General features: G+C 48.0%; 15 protein-coding genes. 12 read left to right on the top strand and 3 right to left on the bottom strand.

Going from position 1 to position 18,499, the window contains the following annotated elements; all coding sequences use genetic code 11:
* The first annotated feature begins 8 nt into the window (after positions 1–8).
* From NOC_RS11450 to NOC_RS11440, 3 genes are all read left to right on the top strand, one after another.
* On the top strand, positions 9–1,001 hold the full coding sequence (locus tag NOC_RS11450; protein WP_002811190.1) for a DUF4340 domain-containing protein: 993 nt from the start codon (positions 9–11) through the stop codon (positions 999–1,001).
* A 59-nt stretch (positions 1,002–1,060) separates the two neighbouring features.
* Positions 1,061–2,500: a DegQ family serine endoprotease gene (locus NOC_RS11445; protein WP_011330870.1), complete on the top strand. Its 1,440-nt coding sequence runs from the start codon at positions 1,061–1,063 to the stop codon at positions 2,498–2,500.
* Positions 2,501–2,597: 97 nt separating this feature from the next.
* Complete coding sequence (locus NOC_RS11440) at positions 2,598–2,876, top strand: MTH1187 family thiamine-binding protein (protein WP_011330869.1); 279 nt, start codon at positions 2,598–2,600, stop codon at positions 2,874–2,876.
* 162 nt (positions 2,877–3,038) lie between these two features.
* On the opposite strand, the gene NOC_RS11435 is transcribed toward NOC_RS11440, so the two are convergent.
* Entirely contained in the window at positions 3,039–4,151 is a 1,113-nt protein-coding gene (locus NOC_RS11435) for a DUF2333 family protein (protein ID WP_002810943.1), read from the bottom strand.
* Between the two features lie 474 nt (positions 4,152–4,625).
* Between NOC_RS11435 and NOC_RS11430 the strand changes: the two genes are divergently transcribed.
* The 5 genes from NOC_RS11430 (at position 4,626) to NOC_RS11410 (ending at position 10,206) form a co-directional block, all read left to right on the top strand.
* On the top strand, positions 4,626–6,536 hold the full coding sequence (locus NOC_RS11430; RefSeq protein WP_002810144.1) for a DCC1-like thiol-disulfide oxidoreductase family protein: 1,911 nt from the start codon (positions 4,626–4,628) through the stop codon (positions 6,534–6,536).
* A gap of 37 nt (positions 6,537–6,573) precedes the next feature.
* Positions 6,574–7,203, top strand: a complete 630-nt coding sequence (locus tag NOC_RS11425; RefSeq protein ID WP_244859961.1) for a hypothetical protein — start codon at positions 6,574–6,576, stop codon at positions 7,201–7,203.
* 42 nt (positions 7,204–7,245) lie between these two features.
* On the top strand, positions 7,246–8,601 hold the full coding sequence (locus NOC_RS11420) for a Na+/H+ antiporter NhaC family protein (protein WP_002810367.1): 1,356 nt from the start codon (positions 7,246–7,248) through the stop codon (positions 8,599–8,601).
* 152 nt (positions 8,602–8,753) lie between these two features.
* Positions 8,754–9,512 carry a TVP38/TMEM64 family protein gene (locus tag NOC_RS11415; protein WP_002808814.1) on the top strand — a complete coding sequence of 253 codons (759 nt, stop codon included), beginning with the start codon at positions 8,754–8,756 and terminating at the stop codon, positions 9,510–9,512.
* A gap of 13 nt (positions 9,513–9,525) precedes the next feature.
* Positions 9,526–10,206, top strand: coding sequence for an endonuclease/exonuclease/phosphatase family protein (locus NOC_RS11410; protein ID WP_002809444.1), 681 nt, complete (start codon positions 9,526–9,528; stop codon positions 10,204–10,206).
* 27 nt (positions 10,207–10,233) lie between these two features.
* Here the strand turns inward: NOC_RS11410 and NOC_RS11405 are convergent, their stop codons facing one another.
* Complete coding sequence (locus NOC_RS11405; RefSeq protein ID WP_002811093.1) at positions 10,234–11,109, bottom strand: RibD family protein; 876 nt, start codon at positions 11,107–11,109, stop codon at positions 10,234–10,236.
* 96 nt (positions 11,110–11,205) lie between these two features.
* Between NOC_RS11405 and NOC_RS11400 the strand changes: the two genes are divergently transcribed.
* Complete coding sequence (locus NOC_RS11400; RefSeq protein WP_002811582.1) at positions 11,206–11,403, top strand: hypothetical protein; 198 nt, start codon at positions 11,206–11,208, stop codon at positions 11,401–11,403.
* 335 nt (positions 11,404–11,738) lie between these two features.
* Positions 11,739–14,393: a cation-translocating P-type ATPase gene (locus NOC_RS11395; RefSeq protein ID WP_002811100.1), complete on the top strand. Its 2,655-nt coding sequence runs from the start codon at positions 11,739–11,741 to the stop codon at positions 14,391–14,393.
* Positions 14,394–14,493: 100 nt separating this feature from the next.
* Here the strand turns inward: NOC_RS11395 and NOC_RS11390 are convergent, their stop codons facing one another.
* Complete coding sequence (locus NOC_RS11390) at positions 14,494–15,264, bottom strand: hypothetical protein (RefSeq protein ID WP_002811191.1); 771 nt, start codon at positions 15,262–15,264, stop codon at positions 14,494–14,496.
* 952 nt (positions 15,265–16,216) lie between these two features.
* Between NOC_RS11390 and NOC_RS11385 the strand changes: the two genes are divergently transcribed.
* Positions 16,217–17,392, top strand: coding sequence for a pyridoxal-phosphate-dependent aminotransferase family protein (locus NOC_RS11385; RefSeq protein ID WP_002811598.1), 1,176 nt, complete (start codon positions 16,217–16,219; stop codon positions 17,390–17,392).
* Positions 17,393–17,421: 29 nt separating this feature from the next.
* Positions 17,422–18,468: a hypothetical protein gene (locus NOC_RS11380; RefSeq protein WP_002808601.1), complete on the top strand. Its 1,047-nt coding sequence runs from the start codon at positions 17,422–17,424 to the stop codon at positions 18,466–18,468.
* The last annotated feature ends 31 nt before the right edge of the window (positions 18,469–18,499 follow it).

The raw sequence follows: 18,499 nt of genomic DNA, 5'->3' as shown, positions 1-18,499 counted from the left end.
GAAGACACATGAAAAAGTGGATTACCATTTTAAGCGGTCTGCTATTAGCCCAACTGGTTTTGGCGGTAGCGGTCAACCTCATGGGGGAGAATTACGATGCCTTTGAGCCACAAGAGCCGCTACTCGCTTTCGATGTCAAGGCAGTGGAAGGTTTGCGGATTGAAGATGGGCAGAATAGCCTGCTGCTCAAGCAACAAGATGGCCAATGGTGGTTGCCGGAAAGCGGGAACTTTCCGGCTGACCAGGATGCCGTGGAGCGGCTGTTAGATGAACTTGCCGTGTTGGAGAAGGGCTGGCCAGTGGCGACTACCGCAGGGGCGGCTAAGCGCTTTAAGGTGGACCAGAATGTTTTTGAACGCAAGCTGACGCTGCTGGGAAAGGATGAGGCCGAGACGGTGCTCTATGTGGGCACTTCGCCTGGATTTCGCAAGGTCCATGTTCGGCCCGCAGAGGAAGAAGCGGTTTACGCGGTAGCTTTCAATACCTGGGAGGCTAATGCTAAGGCCGACGACTGGATTAACAAGGATATTCTCAAGTTGGATGGGGATCAGGTAACTCGAGTGGAAATGCCGGGTTTTGTCCTGGAACGGGATGGCGAAGCGTTAAAGGTAGCGGATCTGGATGCTCAGGAGGAAACCAAGAGGGAAGAAGCCCGTGCTTTGGTGGACAAGCTGGCCGATCTCCGTATCCAGTCTCTGTTGGATTCCGAGGCGGAGTCGGAGTATCAGCAAGCTGAGCCTGAGCTGGAGATTAAACTGGCCCGCAAGTCTGGCGATCCTCTGATCTATCGCTTCTTCAAGCCCGAGGAAGAGGACTATTATCTACTCAAGCGTTCTGATTGGGAACCCTATTTTAAAGTTGCCGCGTTCACGTTAGAGCCGATTAAAAAGATAGGACGGGAAAATCTGGTGCAGGCTAAGACGAAGGAGACGCCCAAGGAAACCGCCGAGGGTAATGTTTCTGCCGAAGCAGAGTTGGATACAGCGGAGGTAAAGGAATGATAAAAATGTTAAATGCTCCTACAATAAACCACAAGTATATGTTTTTAGGGAATTGAACAATGCATAGATATCGGATGATTTTGTTATTGCTAGCGGCGCTTTTTGCATTGCCAGCACAGGCCCTTGAGGAAGGTGGCGTTGAGAGTCTGCGCCAGACGGGTAAGGCCTTTGCCGCCGTGGCCCGTGAAGTATCACCATCAGTGGTTTTCATCCAGGTGGAGAGTATCCGTGAGGAACGTGGTTCGCGGGCGTTTCCTCCACCCTTTGGCGATGAGTTTTTCAGGCGCTTTTTTGGCGAGCCCTTTTCGCCCCGGGGCGAGGCGCCAAAAGGCCAGCGCCGTGCCATCGGCCAGGGATCAGGCTTCATTTTTTCATCGAAAAAGGGCTTGCTGTCGGACAAGACTTATATTCTTACTAACAGCCATGTAGTGGAAGACGCTGACAAGATTCGGGTCCAATTTCAAGATGATCGCGAGTTCGAGGGTGAAATTGTTGGGACCGATCCCAAATCGGATATCGCGGTTATTGAGATTACCGTTGGCGGTCTTCCAGCCCTGGAATGGGGAGATTCTTCCAAGCTTCAAGTAGGGGAATGGGTAATAGCCATGGGTAACCCCTTTGGCTTGAGCCATACCCTGACCGTGGGCGTGGTGAGCGCCACGGGCCGCACCAGCTTAGGCATCAGCGATTATGAGGATTTTATTCAAACGGATGCCGCTATCAATCCTGGCAATTCCGGTGGTCCCCTGGTAAATCTGAACGGCGAAGTGGTGGGCGTCAATACCGCTATCTTCAGCCGGAGCGGGGGCTATATGGGCATAGGATTCGCCATTCCCAGCAAATTAGCCAAGGCTATTGCCAATCAACTCATTGAAACGGGCGAGGTGACCCGGGGTTATCTGGGAATTGTCATTCAGCCCCTGACGGCGGAGCTGGCGGAATCCTTCAATATGGAACAGTCCCAGGGTATTCTCGTTGCCCAGGTATCGGAGGACTCGCCTGCAAAAAAGGCGGGGCTCAAGCAAGGGGATGTGATTGTCGGTTACCAGGATAAGCCGGTTAAAGATATTGGCGGTTTCCGTAATCGAGTTGCGCTCACCGCGCCCGGTAGCCGTGAGACCCTTACTATTATCCGCGATGGTAAGCGGCAGAAGGTAAAAATTACTATTGGTGAACTCAGCCAAGAGCAGACCCTTGCCGAAGGGCCTACCCAGAGCGCGGAAGAATTGGGGTTGGCGGTTCAGACTTTGACTCCGGAGCTGGCAAGACAATTTGATGCCAAGGCGGGTGAAGGTGTGGTTGTTACTGGGGTTGAGCGTGGCTCCATCGCCGCCATGGCGGGGATCAGGGTGGGTAACGTGATTCTCCAGATCAACCGCAAGCCGATCCATAGTGCGAAGGAATTCAATCGTGCCATGCAGGAAAGCCAGGATGATAAGCGTGCTTTGTTGCTGATTCGTTCAGGTAATATGCAACATTACGTGGTACTGCGCTGGTAGCGCCTGCTGGTCTAACCGCGTTTATTGAAGGCTCGTTTATCCTGGCAAAGCTAGGGTAAACGACCTTGGCAACCATAATAGGATGGGATATTAGCTGATGAGAGCAACGGCTGAATTACAAATGATTCCGATAGGGAGCGAGATCTCCGTTAGGCCAGAGATTTCCCGTGTGATTGAGATACTCCAAGAGCATGATTTTATTTTGGAGACGCATGCCTCGGGAACAAATATCGAAGGGGAGCTAGAGGACATCCTCAGCGTTATCAGGAAAATACATGAGACGCTGCACCAAGAAGGCGCCGTCCGGCTAATCAGTTATCTGAAAGTGGAAACCCGCACTGATAAGATCCCAACCATCGCCGGTAAACGGCTTTAGCGGTCATTCAATCGGTAGCTTATAGGGTAAGCCCCCGGCTTTGCCGGGGGTAATCTAACTGATTGGAGGTTCTTAAAATTGCAGGTAGCGCCTGCTTGGAATTTTTCCCCCGGCGCTACCTATTATTCTTGGGAAAGGAATTTCTCTATGAGTAGCTCATCCTTAACCTTGCTTTAACAGATTGCGGAGATCGATAAGCGCGGCGTTAGCTGCGGCTAAATAGGAGGCCATCACTAGAGAGTGGTTAGCCAACGTGCCGAAACCATCGCCGTTGAGTATCATTGGACTCCAGAGAGTTTTCTGGGAATTTTCTAGGCTACGAATAACCTGTGCCAAGCTAACCTCGGCGTTTTTATCCTGGAGGACATGCTCGAACTCGATCCGCAAGGCATGAAGAAAGTGAACAAGAGCCCAGGCAGAGCCACGGGCTTCATAAAATACATCGTCGATTTCCCACCACGAGGTCTTGACCCGGACCTCGCGGGGCTCGGGCTTGGCTGAGCGGCCTTGCCGTTCCCCCGCCAGGTTAACATTGAATTGCACTTCGCCCACGGCGGCTATTAAGCGTTGGGTTAATCCCCCCAGCCGTTTTTCCACCACTTCCAGGTAGGAGCGCAGGTTATCGGAGCGGACAAAGAAGTGGCCATCATTTTTTTTGTCGTCCGAGAGACGCTTTAAATAACTGAGCAATGCCTTGTTGCCTTTCCGGTATTGGCTTTCCGTGGTGGGGAGTATCCAGGATTCCGAGTTGAAATTAAACTGGGGATCGGCAATCTGCAAATCCTTGTCCTCAAGGGACTGGGTCTGGGCGCGGGAAAAATCGTTGCGCAGATTGCGCACAAAATCCCGTAACTGGACTAATACGCCGAATTCCCAATTGGGAATATTATCCAGATAGACGCCGGGAGGGAAAACATCGTTGCTAAGATAACCGCCTGGTTTTTCCAACAAAGTTCTAGCGACGTGAATTGCCGTGCTCGTGGCAATAAAGCCGGCGGGCAACTCCTTCCGTTTGCTTTGGGGCAAGTCCATTTCGTCAGCAATGTCTTTAGCAAATACGGCGGCAACTTCTTGGGTATGAGTGCGGCCGTCGAAAACTTCTGGTTCAAACGACCAGAGGATGCCTAGAATCACCACGATGACCATATAGGTAGCTAAGGCAAGGCCAATTGTCCAGAGAAGCCCTTTCTCTTTCCAAGTTCGGGGACGGTATAGCCAGGCCAGGCGGCGAGCGCCTTCCTTTGATTTGTGCGCAATAGAACTTGTCACGCTCATAGTATTATCCTTGAATTGTTCGTTTGTATTTTAATGCTCGTTAGCCTCTTTATCCGATTCATCCATACCCCTGGGGGTTTCTTCAAAGATAGGATTTTGCATGGATAAAGCCAGGGAGTAAATGAAAGCTCTTCGTCATTAATGGATACGAGAAGCATGTATTGCTTATTATGCAATATAATATTTAAGTTATAGAAGGCAATTAAGGAAATGTATATAGGAATGTGTGGAGCTTTCTTTAACAGGGCCGGATGGCAAGGAGACCAAAGAAAAGCTTAATTTTCTTTAGAATCAGTTGTATTCAGGTTTTTTTTTCTCCAAAGAATGGCCTGAATCTCTTTTACCGTTAGTCAATTAAACTTTATGACATGGTTTTTTCGTTACTTACCATAAAACTAGGGCGGATGATAATTTTCTAAACTTGAATTAAACAAAAAATTATTTTTTAGAGCGCTATCGGGGTTAATAAAATTAATGTATCAAAAAGTATTCAGTCTCGTCAAAATTGGACTTGAAAAACAGGTGCCGGCGTTAGGGCTTGGCGTTTTTCGTATTTTCTTGGGTTTAGTTATTCTTCAAGAAATTGTTTTTCTCTATTATTTCCGCCATCTTATTTTTGATACTATTCCTTTTATTGATGTCGCTTCGCCTTCCATTTATTTTTTCTTGATTTTATGGGGCATTAATACCCTTTTTTTAACTACGGGTTACCATACGCGTCTCGCCGCTATTGTCAATTATTTTTTTTGGGTCATCTTTACCGCCTTTACCCCTATGTGGCGAGATTTTGATGGGGGTTTTGATCAGTTTATGATCGGATCGAGTTTTCTTCTTATTTTCTTGCCCACGGAAAGAGCATTCTCCTTAGACAATCTTAGAGTAAGACTTAAATTTCTGAAATCGGAATTGCACCACGATCCTGTTAGTACCGTTTCTGTTCTTAGCTATTATCTTCCTCTCGCTATCTCTTTAGGACTCATTTACTTTGATTCGGCTGTTCATAAATTATTTGCGGAGCATTGGCGTAATGGATTAGGCGCATGGTTACCTTTGACGATGCCTTATTATATTTCCGCGATCGATATGACGTGGTTCCTGAATCAAGAATTCCTGCAAAAATTTATTGGTTATTTGATTATAGTTTTTGAATTTATTTTTATTTTTACTTTTTATCTCCGGTCTTTTCGCGTGCCTTTGATGATTACGGGGATCTCTCTCCATAGCGGTATTATTTTATCCCTTAATATTTATCCTTTTGGCTTCGGAATGCTGGTTTATTACTTTTTGATGGTCCCTTTTTCATGGTGGCAGGGCTTAAAGAAAACATTACAGTTTAAGTCGCCACAATTGGTTGTTTTCTATGATCAACAATGCCCGCTTTGCAATCGCACCAGAATTATTATAGAGCATTTTGATATTTTTAAAGCTATCAATTTTGAAGGACTGCAAAAGCGTGCAAAAAAATATCCTGAACTGAATAACATTTCTGAAGAACAATTGCTAAAAGACATTTATGCTCTCGATCAAAAAGGACATCTGTACGTAGGTATAGACGCCTACCTGCAAATTTTATTGAAAATGAAATATCCTGCTCTTGCAGGAATTTTTATAAGAATTCCAGGGGTTTATCATTTTGGGAAAAAAATATATCGGCGAATTGCTGATCAGCGTGCTCGTCTTACCTGCGATGAGAGCTGCTTTGTTTCTTCAGAAAATTCCCTACAGGAGGCATATAGCTTCAAAAGAAGCTACGAATATTATGCTGGAACAAAAAAACAACGCTCTAATCGGATTACCAAGTTTTTAGTATTGATCATGCTTTTGCAGTTAAATAGTACGATTCACTATGGGATATTTTATCGCCTCAACGAGGATGGAGCAGAAAGCGAGATCGGCCAGATTTTATCGCCGATAAGCAATGCAGTATTGTTTCTATCTCATGCCTTTCTAGGAATAACACCCCATGCGCTTTATATGCATGATCATTTTCATGGTTATAACCACATTTTGGCGCTCACCTACAAAAACAGCCAGGGACAGGAGCAATGGCTTCCATTTGTGAACGAGGAAGGAAGGTTAGTTGCGCCAAACTGGGGAAGAGTTCAGTCTATGTGGGCAAATGTGGCAGTGACTCCCCATATAGAGCAAAGGCGTCTTTATAAATTTATTAAAAAAATGACTGCTTTTTGGGGTAAGAAGATAGATCTGGATTTACAAGATACTGAATTTATCATAAAAATGAAGAGAATAGATGTTCCTGTGCATTGGGAAAGGAATCTGCGTAATAAGAATATAAATCGGCCATGGGTAAATATTGGGAGAGTAATTTGGCACAAAGGCTTGGCAAGAATAGAGATACAGGATATTAATCTTGAGTCATTATAGAAAATAGATGGCAATTTATTACTTATGGAATTTTAATATGAAAAAAGCGATTTTTTTTACATTGCTATTGGCGTTATGCTTAGTGACTACGCTTGGCGCTTGTGCTGAAAAGTTATCTTCCTATGAAGTAGCTGAAAAGTTTTGGACAGCGGTAAAAGAGAATGATGTTGAAACCATGCGAAAATATGTTTTAACAGAATCCTTAAACAAAGAAGATTTAATATCTTCTTTGTTGCCTATTACTAATTTCAAATTAGGTAAAATTGTTATTGATGGAGAGAAATCTTGGGTTGAAACTACTGTGACTGTAAGCAATGAACGTCCGGTGACCGTACCCCTTGACACTGTGCTCGCCAAGGAAAACGGTCGTTGGAAGGTGCGCTATGATGAGACCGTAAAAATGCTCTCTGAGGCGAGTGAACTAGCACAGGCATTAGAAAATTTTGGAGCTATGACTGAACAGTTTTCAAACAAAATTGGTCAATCTCTCGACGAATTACAACGATCCTTGCCCAAGGTCCAGCGTGAGTTAAAGTCTATCGAAGAGAAACTAAAAGCGGAACTTCCTGAAATTCAAAAACAGCTGGAAGGCTTTGCGAAAGAATTACAGGATTTATTCCGATCCCTAGAGCAGACACCGCCACCTGAAGAAGAACACGCGATATAGGTAACAGTTTGTTTTATTTATCTTCTTTTTTTAGAGGATGTTGTGGGCTGGATAACTTTACTCCCCGCATTGGCAGCGATTTTAATAGGAATATGGAAAAGGGAAGTTATTCTCTCTCTGCTAGTAGCTCTATATTTTTCCGAAATCTTGCTCGCTGGAAATAATCCTGTTCTGGGGTTTATCGGATTATTAGAGCGTATTACCGCTGTATTTCAAAGCGAGAGTAATACCCAAATTCTGCTGTTCAGTATACTAGTGGGAGCGTTATTGGTTTATATGAATCAGTCAGGTGGAGTCAGCGCTTGTGTTCAAGTGCTAACTAGCGCGGGTTTTACGCAGACACCACGCCGTGTGGGACTCCTCACTGCTTTCATAGGAATCGTTATTTTTATCGAGAGTAATATGAGTATGCTGGTTGCGGGGATACTGTCACGGCCATTATTCGATAAGTTTCAGATGAGCCGCGCCCGACTAGCTTACTTTGTGGATTCGACTTGTGCGCCAGTGTCTATCTTGATATTACTCAATGGGTGGGGTGCCTATTTACTGGGGTTGTTGACGGAGCAGGGATTTGCTGAGCCTATTGCTATTTTAGTAATGAGTATACCACTTAATTTTTATGCCATTATTACCTTAGCTTTGGTTTTTTATACCGCCATCACACATCGCGTTTATGGGCCGCTACAGTATTCAGAAACGCGCCGGGAAGAAGATCTTGAAGAAGAACATATTGCCCCTACGAGGGCAAGGTACATGTGGTTGCCGCTGCTGATTATGGTGAGTGCCGTTTTGTTCTTCCTCGGCTATACCGGGAATGGCGATTTGTTGGCAGGTTCAGGATCAAGCGCCATCTTTTGGGGCACGGCTTTGGCTACTCTAGTGGCCTATATTTTATTACTTAAAGATAGAGTTTATTCCCATCAGAAGCTTATTACGTTAGGCTTTGAGGGAATGGGGAAACTCTTGCCGGTAGTCACCACAGTATTGTTGGCTCTTGCTTTGAGCGCTAGCATGGGCGTTCTGGGAACGGGGGAATTCGTGGCTCAAATAGTAGAACCGTCACTACCTCCTCCCTTTATTCCAGTATTAGTTTTTATCGTAGCAGGGCTGATCTCTTTTACCACGGGCACCTCATGGGGTACGTTTGGGATAATGATTCCAATTACTTTACCTCTTGCCCAGGCTGCCGAGTTACCCCCGGCCTTTATTCTGTCTGCTCTTTTGGGGGGTGGAGTTTTCGGCGATCACTGTTCTCCCATTTCTGATACTACCCTTATTTCTTCATTAGCAGCAGGCTGTGATCATCTCGAGCACGTTCAAACCCAGCTTCCCTATGCCTTGAGCGTAGCAGGGGTAACCCTATTGCTTTACTTTGTCACCGCCTGGCTACTGTGGTGAACAGGTGTGGAAGCCAGGTTAAATATTCCTGTTTGTTATGGTGAAACTTTGAATAAATTTTCTGCTGCCATTTGAACCTACTCGTCGCAACTTAGTCTCATCGTGACTAAGGGAGTGAGATTAACTCACGTTAAGATAGCTATATCGGGAGGATGTTATATTTGGTTTCAAAAATTCTTATTGGCTCCAAACATCAGATCCCAACCAATAATTCCAATCGCTCAATAAGACAGCGTAAATTAGCTTTCCTGGGAATATTCATAATATTACTGCTTGGCCTAGGGTTGGCTTGGTGCTGGACTCCGCTGTCAGAGTGGTTAGAGCCTGAACAATTAGCAGTTTGGGCGCAAGGCTTGGCCGCCAGCCCGCTAGGAGGCGTGGGGGTGATGATGGGGTTTGTCCTCGGAAGCCTGATTGTTTTTCCCTTGTCCGCAATGATTGTGGCAACCGCTTTGATATTCGGTCCGGTGACAGGATTTATATATGCGCTGATGGGGGCTCTGAGCGCAGCTTTGGCAACTTATGCTGTTGGTTATGCAGTGGGAAAAAATATCGTGCGTCAATGGGTTGGCTGGCGTATTCATTGGCTTAGCGAGAAGTTATCCCAGCAGGGAATTCTGGCTGTAATCTTTTTTCGGGTGGTACCGTTGGCGCCGTTTACTATAATCAATTTTGTAGCTGGTGCCTCCCACATTAAAATTCGGGATTATTTCATTGGCTCGCTGCTTGGGATGGCGCCTGGAATATTTATTATGGTTTTCTTTGTCGAGGGTTTAATAGCTGCCTTGCATAAGCCTGGGATACTCAGTTTTGTTTTTGTGATTTTATTGGGTTTCTTGCTGCTTGCTATTACCACTTTTGGGAGGTATTGGCTGCGGCGGGAGAAAGACGAAAGAAAAGAAAAAACCTAAAGACTAATATTTAATGCGGTTTGTGACTTATAACATCAGTAGTTGTATTGGCACGGACCGCCGTTTCGATCCTGCCCGGACAGCTTCTGTAATCCGTTCCCTCAAGGCCGATGTGCTTGCTTTGCAAGAAGTTGAACATCGCTCGGTAAAGGGTCAAGATTTGCTGGATTATCTTGCTCATCAAACTGGGTTAATGGCTATTCCTGGGCCAATATTTCTACGGCGTTCACTGCGTTATGGTAATGCCTTATTAACGCACGCGGAATTGCTTAAGATTCAGCGCCATGAACTAAGCATCCCTCGGCGCGAGCCGCGGGGGGCTATTGATGTAGATCTCAAATGGCAAGGGCAAAAAATACGGGTAGTAGCCACCCATTTAGGACTGAGTGCGCGAGAACGCAGCTTTCAAGTTCAGCAGCTACTCGGCTTGGGGCTTACCCCAGATGGAGAGCGTACGGTGCTCATGGGAGATTTCAACGAGTGGTGGCCTTGGAGCCGGAGCTTGCATCGGCTACGGGGTGAATTTGGCCGTTTTTCGAATCTTCCTTCTTTTCCTGCTTACTATCCCATCCTTACGCTTGATCGGATTTGGCTCCACGGCTACCAACGTTTATTAGCCATGGAAGTAGAGACTTCCTCGCTGGCGCGGGTGGCCTCCGATCATCTTCCTCTCAAAGCAGTGGTGGAATGGTAAGGGGTTAGGGGGGAAGAGGATACTTTTTTAGCCTTTGTCTCCTGGCATCTTGCTAACCACGGATTCGTAAACGCCGAATATCTGACCAGGTTTTTCCTCCTCTACCGCATCGTAGTAAAGGGAATGGAGCTTGAAGTCCGCGGGTGGGTCAAGCTGTTCGCCTTCCACCAAAATGTCAAAAGGTTCCCCGCCTAGTATTCTCAGAGCATGGGTTAGATAGAGGCGATCAAGCCTTTGAGCCGCTAATAATGTTTTTAAAACGCCAGGGCCAGCAACTGAATAAATGGTGGTAAATCCTTCTTGTCCCAGCGCCGCGATCAGCTTTTGACCTTCCACGAGCAATCCCGTACCTGCCATAATTACCTGAATTCCTTTCGCTTTGAGTTCCTGGGCCCGGAGCCAGTTTGCTTCTGAGCCAGTGGCAACATAAAGGGGGCGATTAGCATTTAACAATGTCTCGGGAATAGGAATATTCAAGCTATCACTCACTATTACAATGGCGGGCTGGGGAGCAAGGCCTTGCGACTGGCGCCATTGGATAAGATCTGCATAAGCAGGTTGCTCGCTGATTGGCAGGATATCCTGGGCTATATTCTGGGCGAGCTGACGAATGTAACGGCCGCTGGTAAGCAGCACATCTGCTTGGGCGGCTAATTCTTGAAATAAGCGCCAATCACGGGGGTTAGCAATTGCTTTTGGAACAACAAACGTTTTCTTCTGTGGGTGTTCTAATGAAATCCGGCCCTCCAGACTAGTGATAAAATTACTATAGACAAAGGGTTGTGAAGATGTTCCTAATTTATGTAATTGCTGATTGAGATAAAGCCCCTTTAGCGTTACGGATTCTACCGGGGCCGGAAACAATCTTAGAAGTTTATTTCTGTGGTTATTTATGCTATCCATTTAATATCGCTCTATTTGCAATCGAATATAAAAATATAGTTTTTTTTAGATTTCTAGCTAGCGTGGTGCTGGAAAATAGAGAACAAGGAGGAAGAAATGACTAAAAACGAGGATCTTATAGATGAGCTTTGTGCTGAATTAAGGCAATTATATACCGAGCTGGAGAAGGTAAAGGCAGTATCGGAACAAAAAGAAAATTGCGGTAGAAGCATCCCAGGAAATATAAGAATGAAAAGCGTTAACCCCACTATAAACAAAAACAAGGATCTTAGAAAGATAAAACCAGCAAGATAGAATGCTACCGAGAAGGTTTTAATCGTAAATTAAGGAGAGCGGGGTAGAAAAAATTTTTTTAATGCGGATAAGCGGTTTCATCCCTACCTGCATGGGGGAGGTTAGTGTGCAGAAGAAAGTGACGATCTGCCCGTTAGCAGAGAAAGGTTGTTAACCTCGTTGAGGAGCTCTGCTTGATGTAGTTTGAGGTCCCCCTTTTTTATTTTATATTCTACGATCACTCTCCTATCGTCCACCACCCAATCACCCTTGCTCATTACTTTATTCGGAATAGTTTGGAATGGGGATTGGCGGCGGCATCCATTTGGTAACGCTATATCTAGCTTTTACTTATTATGAATAATGATGCTTTAGAAGGGCAATGCTGGCATACCCGAGACTCAGAGGAAGTTTTGCAGCGATTAGGCACTCATCCAGAGCGGGGATTGGCCTTGGAAACGGTCAGGGAAAGGCTGGTAGCTCACGGCAAAAACGCTATCCAAGAAGCTGCTCGGCGTTCTGTATGGCGCATGATTTTAGGTCAGTTCAGAGACTTTATGGTTATCGTCCTGATCGTGGCAGCGGTCGTTTCGGGTATTGTCGGTGAACCTCGGGATGCCATTGCAATTGTAGTGATTGTGGTACTGAATGCTATCGTTGGCGCTATTCAGGAATATCGCGCGGAACGAGCAGTTGCTGCTCTGAGAAGGATGGCGGCGCCTGATGCCCAAGTGTGCCGAAATGGGGAAATTCAAACCATACCGGCTACTGAGTTAGCGCCGGGCGATATTGTGTTGCTAGAAGCGGGTAATGTGGTCCCGGCGGATCTTCGCCTTTTGAAAACATCGAATCTCAGAATCGATGAGGCGGCGCTTACGGGCGAGTCTCAAGCCATTCAGAAAATCCCCGAAGCTCTGAGCGAAAATGAAGCCCCCTTGGGGGACCGTTTTAATATGGCTTATAAGGGAACGTTCGTCAGCCATGGACGCGCTACAGGTGTAGTGGTGGCGACCGGTATGGAGACTGAGTTGGGTCAGATCGCCACCCTGTTACAGCAAGAGGAAGCCGTTAAAACGCCTCTCCAGCAACGTTTGGCTCACTTTGGGCAGAGGCTAGCTGTTGGCGTGCTTATGGTTTGCGGGATCATTTTTGTCACTGGCCTGCTGCGGGGCGAAGAAGGGGTCTTGATGTTTCTAACTGCAGTGAGCCTAGCGGTGGCGGCCATCCCGGAAGCTTTACCTGCGGTTGTCACTGTGTCTCTGGCTATGGGGGCCCGTAAGATGAGTCGGCGTAATGCTTTAATTCGTCGTTTGCCCGCCGTGGAAACGCTTGGTTCGGTGACCTATATTTGCACTGATAAGACCGGCACGCTTACTGAAAACAGGATGACTGCAGAGGGTTTTTGGGTAGCTGGCGAGTATCAAAGTGAAATTCCACCGATGGCTTCCGAATCTCCTCCTTGGAATCGGCTAGGCCAAGCCTTGGCTCTCTGTAATGAGGTAGTGTCTGATAAAGAGCAGGGCGTACGAGGAGATCCCACGGAGGTCGCCCTTTATCAGGCAGCCCATAGGGCGGGTTATAAGCGGCAGTCCCTGGAAAAGAAATTACCCCGTATAGGCGATATCCCTTTTGATTCCGAACGTAAGCGGATGATGACTGTGCACCGAGTCTCAGAGCGCGAAGCGATTGCCTTTATCAAGGGAGCGCCAGAGAAAATCTTGTCCCGTTGCTCCCGGATGCAAATGGCTGATGAGATTACCGTAGTAGATAGAGGAACTCTGCTTAGGGAAGCAGAACGCCTTGCGGAGCAAGGATATCGAGTGCTTGCCATGGCATACCGGTTCCTTGAAAACATCCCGACGGAATGGGCACCTGAAATCCTGGAAAAGGATCTCGTCTTTCTGGGGTTGGTGGCCTTAATTGATCCTCCTCGTAAAGAAGCCCCTAGGGCGGTGGCTGATTGCATCTTGGCTGGCATTACTCCGGTAATGATTACGGGAGATCATCCAGGAACTGCACGGGCTATTGCTATTCGATTGGGGATTGATAAGGAAGATGGCTTGGTGATCAAGGGCCAAGATTTGGCGCAAATCCCAGCCCAAGATTTTGCCCATCAGGTGAGGCAAATAAGAACGTATGCGCGGGTCACCCCGGAGCAAAAGATCCGGATTGTGAAGGCGTTGCAAGATCAAGGAGAGTTTGTAGCCATGACCGGTGATGGCGTCAATGATGCGCCTGCTTTAAAAAGGGCCGGAATCGGAGTGGCCATGGGTCGGAAGGGAACCGATGTGGCCCGAGAGGCGGCCGATATGGTGTTGCTCGATGACAATTTTGCCACCATCGTGAGTGCGGTGCGGGAGGGACGCCGTATCTTTGATAATATCCGCAAATTTGTCAGATATACGATGACCAGTAATTCAGGAGAAATCTGGACTTTGTTCCTTGCTCCCTTTCTGGGCTTGCCCTTGCCTTTGGTGCCCATCCAAATTCTTTGGATCAACTTGGTGACGGATGGTCTGCCCGGCCTGGCCCTTTCCGCAGAACCTCAGGAACGGGGAATTATGCGGCGTCCTCCCCGTCCCCCCAATGAAAGTATTTTCGCCCATGGCATGTGGCAGCATATGCTTTGGGTGGGTCTGCTGATTGGCGGATTATCTCTCTTGGCCCAAGCTTGGGCTTATCATAGTGGCACCGCCCACTGGCAAACCATGGTTTTTACTGTCTTGACTTTCTGTCAATTGGCTCATGTGCTGGCTATTCGTTCGGAGAAAGAATCCCTCTTTACCCAGGGCCTTTTGAGTAACCCATGGCTGCTTGGGGCCGTGGCAATTACGGTAGCTTTACAGTTAGCCGTGATTTACCTGCCATTTCTGAATCCTATTTTTAGAACGGCTCCCTTATCCATGGGGGAATTGGCGCTTTGTTTTGTCTTGCCTGTGGTAGTGTTTGTTGCCGTGGAAGTTGAGAAATGGCTGGTTAGGAAAGGCTGGATTTATGTTAATTATGCCTAGTTGGCGTTCGTCATAATTGATTGCGGATAGGTGCAACCTCGCCCCTTGTCAGCCCAGCAAATTTGCGTAGCGATTAGTTAGATTGCAACCCTGAGGGTTTTTACCGCTCCGTGCGCTTTATAGGTTTCGGTGCTCTCCAATAAATACCGAACATACCCAATAGTCCGCTTGCTAGTAACCCGAAAGTCGCGGGCGAGGGGACGGTAGCGATCGGGATTGGCTGCGGGCCGGCTGCGGTGCCGGTCATGGTTGAGCCTAAGGTGTATTGGCCTCCCGGGCCACTTGGCGGCTGGGTGGTCTGCCAGAAGAAGCGGATAGTCTCGCCAGTATCCCAACCAGCACCCGGGCTCAACCGCCACTCTAAGCGATTGTCGGGCAGATATTCAATTATAATACTTGTCCCTGCTACCAGCACCGAATCGGCATCGGAGAAGCTGTAGCCGGCGATACCGACAAATCCAGCTGCGGGAAATCCCAGGCTGAATCGATCAGCGCCGTCGAAGGCGAGGACTGTACTGGGGGAGGGAAACGGTGGATCGTTAGGCAAGTCGATCCCGGGAGTGATCGCGTGTTGATAGGTATAGAGGGCGCCCGGCGGATTGGTCGACGGGACACAGGATGCAAAACCCGACGGACAGGATACGCTGCTACTCAGATCGCCAATGCCGTTGCCTGTGGTATCGACAAAGGTCGTCTCAACTTCGGGTCCAACCGGCCCGGCGATCATTGCACCGAGCGCTAGCCCGTCCAGATCGGTGGGTGTTATCAGTGCCGCCCCTAGGCTGCCCGGCGCACCAGTCAAAAGAGCCAGAAGCCAGGCTCCATTTGCATGGCAGCGCACCGCCTCGGTGACCTTGGAAAGTTTGTTCATCGAATATCCTCTATCTGCTGAATTCAAGAATCGCCTCTCCCTAGGCTACACATGGCTACCTTTGCGTACACGCCAAGCATTACATGCATTGGCCAGGCATTCAACGATTGCGGGATAGAAATAATTAGCCGTTTTTCTGGCCCAGGAGACACCTCGCAAAAAGTTTTGCAGATTTCTGCCGGCGCTTCTTCCAGGTAAAATCAGAGAAGGAAGCGCAATTGTTGGGTATTTGGCAAAATAAAATTGTCCTGAGACGCCCTATCGCGGCAAACAGTTTGCGCAAAAAATACTGTCACTTTTAGGCTGTCTGCGAGCGACCAGCCACATCGAAAAGCAACTTGGTTACCAGGCTAACGCTAATACAATGGGGCTGTCGTGCAATAACAACCTCCTACACAGATGGGTCAATTAGCCCAACGGGTTAGCGGTTATATCAGCGGAGCCACTTATGATGACCAATAATGGCATGGGTTGATCTTAACTTAAGGACTGGGGGTATAGAGTTATAAGCTTCCGATTTCAGTCGGGCGTAGTTGGTAGGGGGATTTGTAAGTCAAGGCGGAAAAAGCAGGCGGCTTTTTCCGCCTTGTTCTGAACTCTGGGATTGAGGCCACGCTATTATATTTGGAGTTCCGCCATGACTGATTTCGATTTTATTCCTACCTGTCTGCGTGTGGACACGCACAGGCAGGCACTCTCACTGGGGGGCATTTGAGTGAGGAGCTGGGGCTAACTTGGTATTTCTCACCATCCTCGGTAGACTATTGAGCCTTGTTACCAGGTAGAGAGCAGGATAATTTTTGAGGCAGGGGAATTAAACTGTTTTTTCACCGAAGCGACTCTCCGGTATTTTAAGAGGGGACGAGTAAGTGGCCACTCATTATCCGTTCTGCTGGGATACTGCTAGCCTGACCCAAATTCGTAATAACCATTATTTTCTAGAGGAGAACCCATGTCTATTACTTCCTTTCATCCTCCCGCCCGTATTCTTATGGGACCGGGCCCGTCCGATGTGAATCCCCGTATTCTTGAGGCCATGTCCCGGCCAACGATAGGCCACTTAGATCCAGTCTTTATTGCCATGATGGATGAAATGAAGACTCTCCTGCAATATGCTTTTCAAACCAAAAACGAACTGACTTTCCCTGTTTCCGCGCCAGGCAGTGCGGGGATGGAAATCTGTTTTGTGAATCTGCTGGAGCCGGGCGATAAGGTTATCATTTGCCAAAATGGCGTATTTGGTGGGCGGATGAAGGAAAATGCCGAGCGTTGTGGCGCGATCCCTGTCCTCGTGGAGGATACTTGGGGTGCAGCTGTAGATCCCAATAAGCTTGAAGAAACTCTTAAATCTCATCCAGATACTAAGGTAGTGGCTTTTGTCCATGCGGAAACTTCTACCGGCGCTTGTTCCGATGCGAAGACGCTCGTGGAAATAGCGCGTCGCCACGGTTGCTTAACGATAGTGGATACGGTGACATCGCTTGGGGGTAGTCCCGTGAAGGTAGATGAGTGGGGCATCGATGCCATTTATTCCGGGAGCCAGAAATGTCTTTCCTGTACCCCCGGATTATCGCCAGTAAGTTTTAACGAGCGGGCTATTGAGCGAATTCGGGCTCGACAAACCAAAGTACAGAGTTGGTTTCTCGATTTGAGTCTGGTAATGGGTTATTGGGGAGGGGATGGCAAGCGTGCTTATCACCACACCGCGCCTATTAATGCTCTTTATGGACTCCATGAGGCGTTGGTTGTTTTGCAGGAAGAAGGTTTGGAAAATGCTTGGGAGCGCCATCAGCGTAATCATCAAGCCCTGCGGGCGGGTATTGAAGCAATGGGATTACAGCTTGCAGTCAAGGAAAAGGAGCGACTTCCCCAGCTCAATGCAATCACTATCCCGGCGGGTGTTGACGATGCTGCAGTGCGCGCCCGGCTGCTGCAAGAATATGGCTTGGAAATTGGGGCGGGTTTAGGTGAAATGGCGGGAAAACTTTGGCGTGTTGGTCTGATGGGTTATGGCTCTAATCCGCGCAATGTACTGATCTTTTTGGGGGCTTTGGAGACGGTGCTTCATGATTTGGGGGCCAGTATCGAGTCAGGGGTTGCCGTGAGAGCCGCCCGGGCGGCTTGGTAGCTGGTCTGGGATTGGGGTCCAGGGCGTTCATGGAAAATAACCGCCGGCAACGGGTATCTGGCTGGCTTGATACCCCGTTTCAGGTAAGGTACGAGAATGCGGCTCATCTTCAAACCCTCTTGAACGAAGAGGATCTCTTGGCGCTTATTTCTTTCGATCGAGAGAATGAGCTCAAGGAGCCATGTTTGGTAACCGTAGGATTGCCAGAGCTAGGTGGCGACTCTACCCTGGAAGTTTGGCGTGTTCCCTATCCTCCGGAAACAGGCTATGCGGGAGAAGTCTGGTATAGCCGGACCGATGCGGTGTTATTTGGCTGCTTACAATTTGAAGGAGGTCGGGTTCCAGGGATGGAACAAGCCACTTATGATGCCTATCGGGCTATTTTAGCCTGTCAGAAGCGCCTAGGTTATCCTTATTTATTGCGGACATGGAACTATCTATCGGATATTCACCGGGAGGAAGATGGGCTAGAGCGCTACCGGGCCTTTTGCTTAGGGCGGCATCGAATCCTAGAGACGACTCCGGATTTTGAGCGTCATCTAGTGGCAGCCACCGCTATGGGAACCCGTACTTCCCGAACGCTAATTTATTTTCTAGCAGCACTCGAGCCTGGCTTTCGGCTAGAAAATCCGCGCCAAGTGAGCGCCTTCCGCTACCCATCCTATTATGCTCCCCGCAGTCCATCTTTCTCCCGCGCTACATTAAAACCTTGGGGTGCTGAGGCCCACCTCTATATTTCTGGGACGGCTAGCATCGTTGGACATGAAACTCGACATGTGGGCAACCCGCTAGCCCAGCTTGATGAAACGCTCAGTAACTTGCAATCGCTGGCGGATAATGCGCGGCGTCTGCATGGATTAGAGATCCAATCGCTCGATGAATTGAGTTTGCTGAAAGTTTACTTACGTCAGGGTGTGGAGATGGAACCTATTGTCCAATGTCTACAGCGACGTTTCGGTGGCAGGGTGCCGGCTTTGTTTCTCCAGGGGGATGTTTGTCGAAACGACTTATTGTTGGAAATCGAGGCCTTCCACGCGGGGATATTAGGAATTCCTGAGAAGGGGCACAGGGAATAATCTCTACTCTGAGAAGTGGCCTGTTTAATTT

Origin of the sequence: Nitrosococcus oceani ATCC 19707 (assembly GCF_000012805.1) — a bacterium.
GTDB lineage: Bacteria > Pseudomonadota > Gammaproteobacteria > Nitrosococcales > Nitrosococcaceae > Nitrosococcus > Nitrosococcus oceani.
Note: the sequence above shows the minus strand (reverse complement) of the source record. Positions and strands in the feature narration are given on the sequence as shown.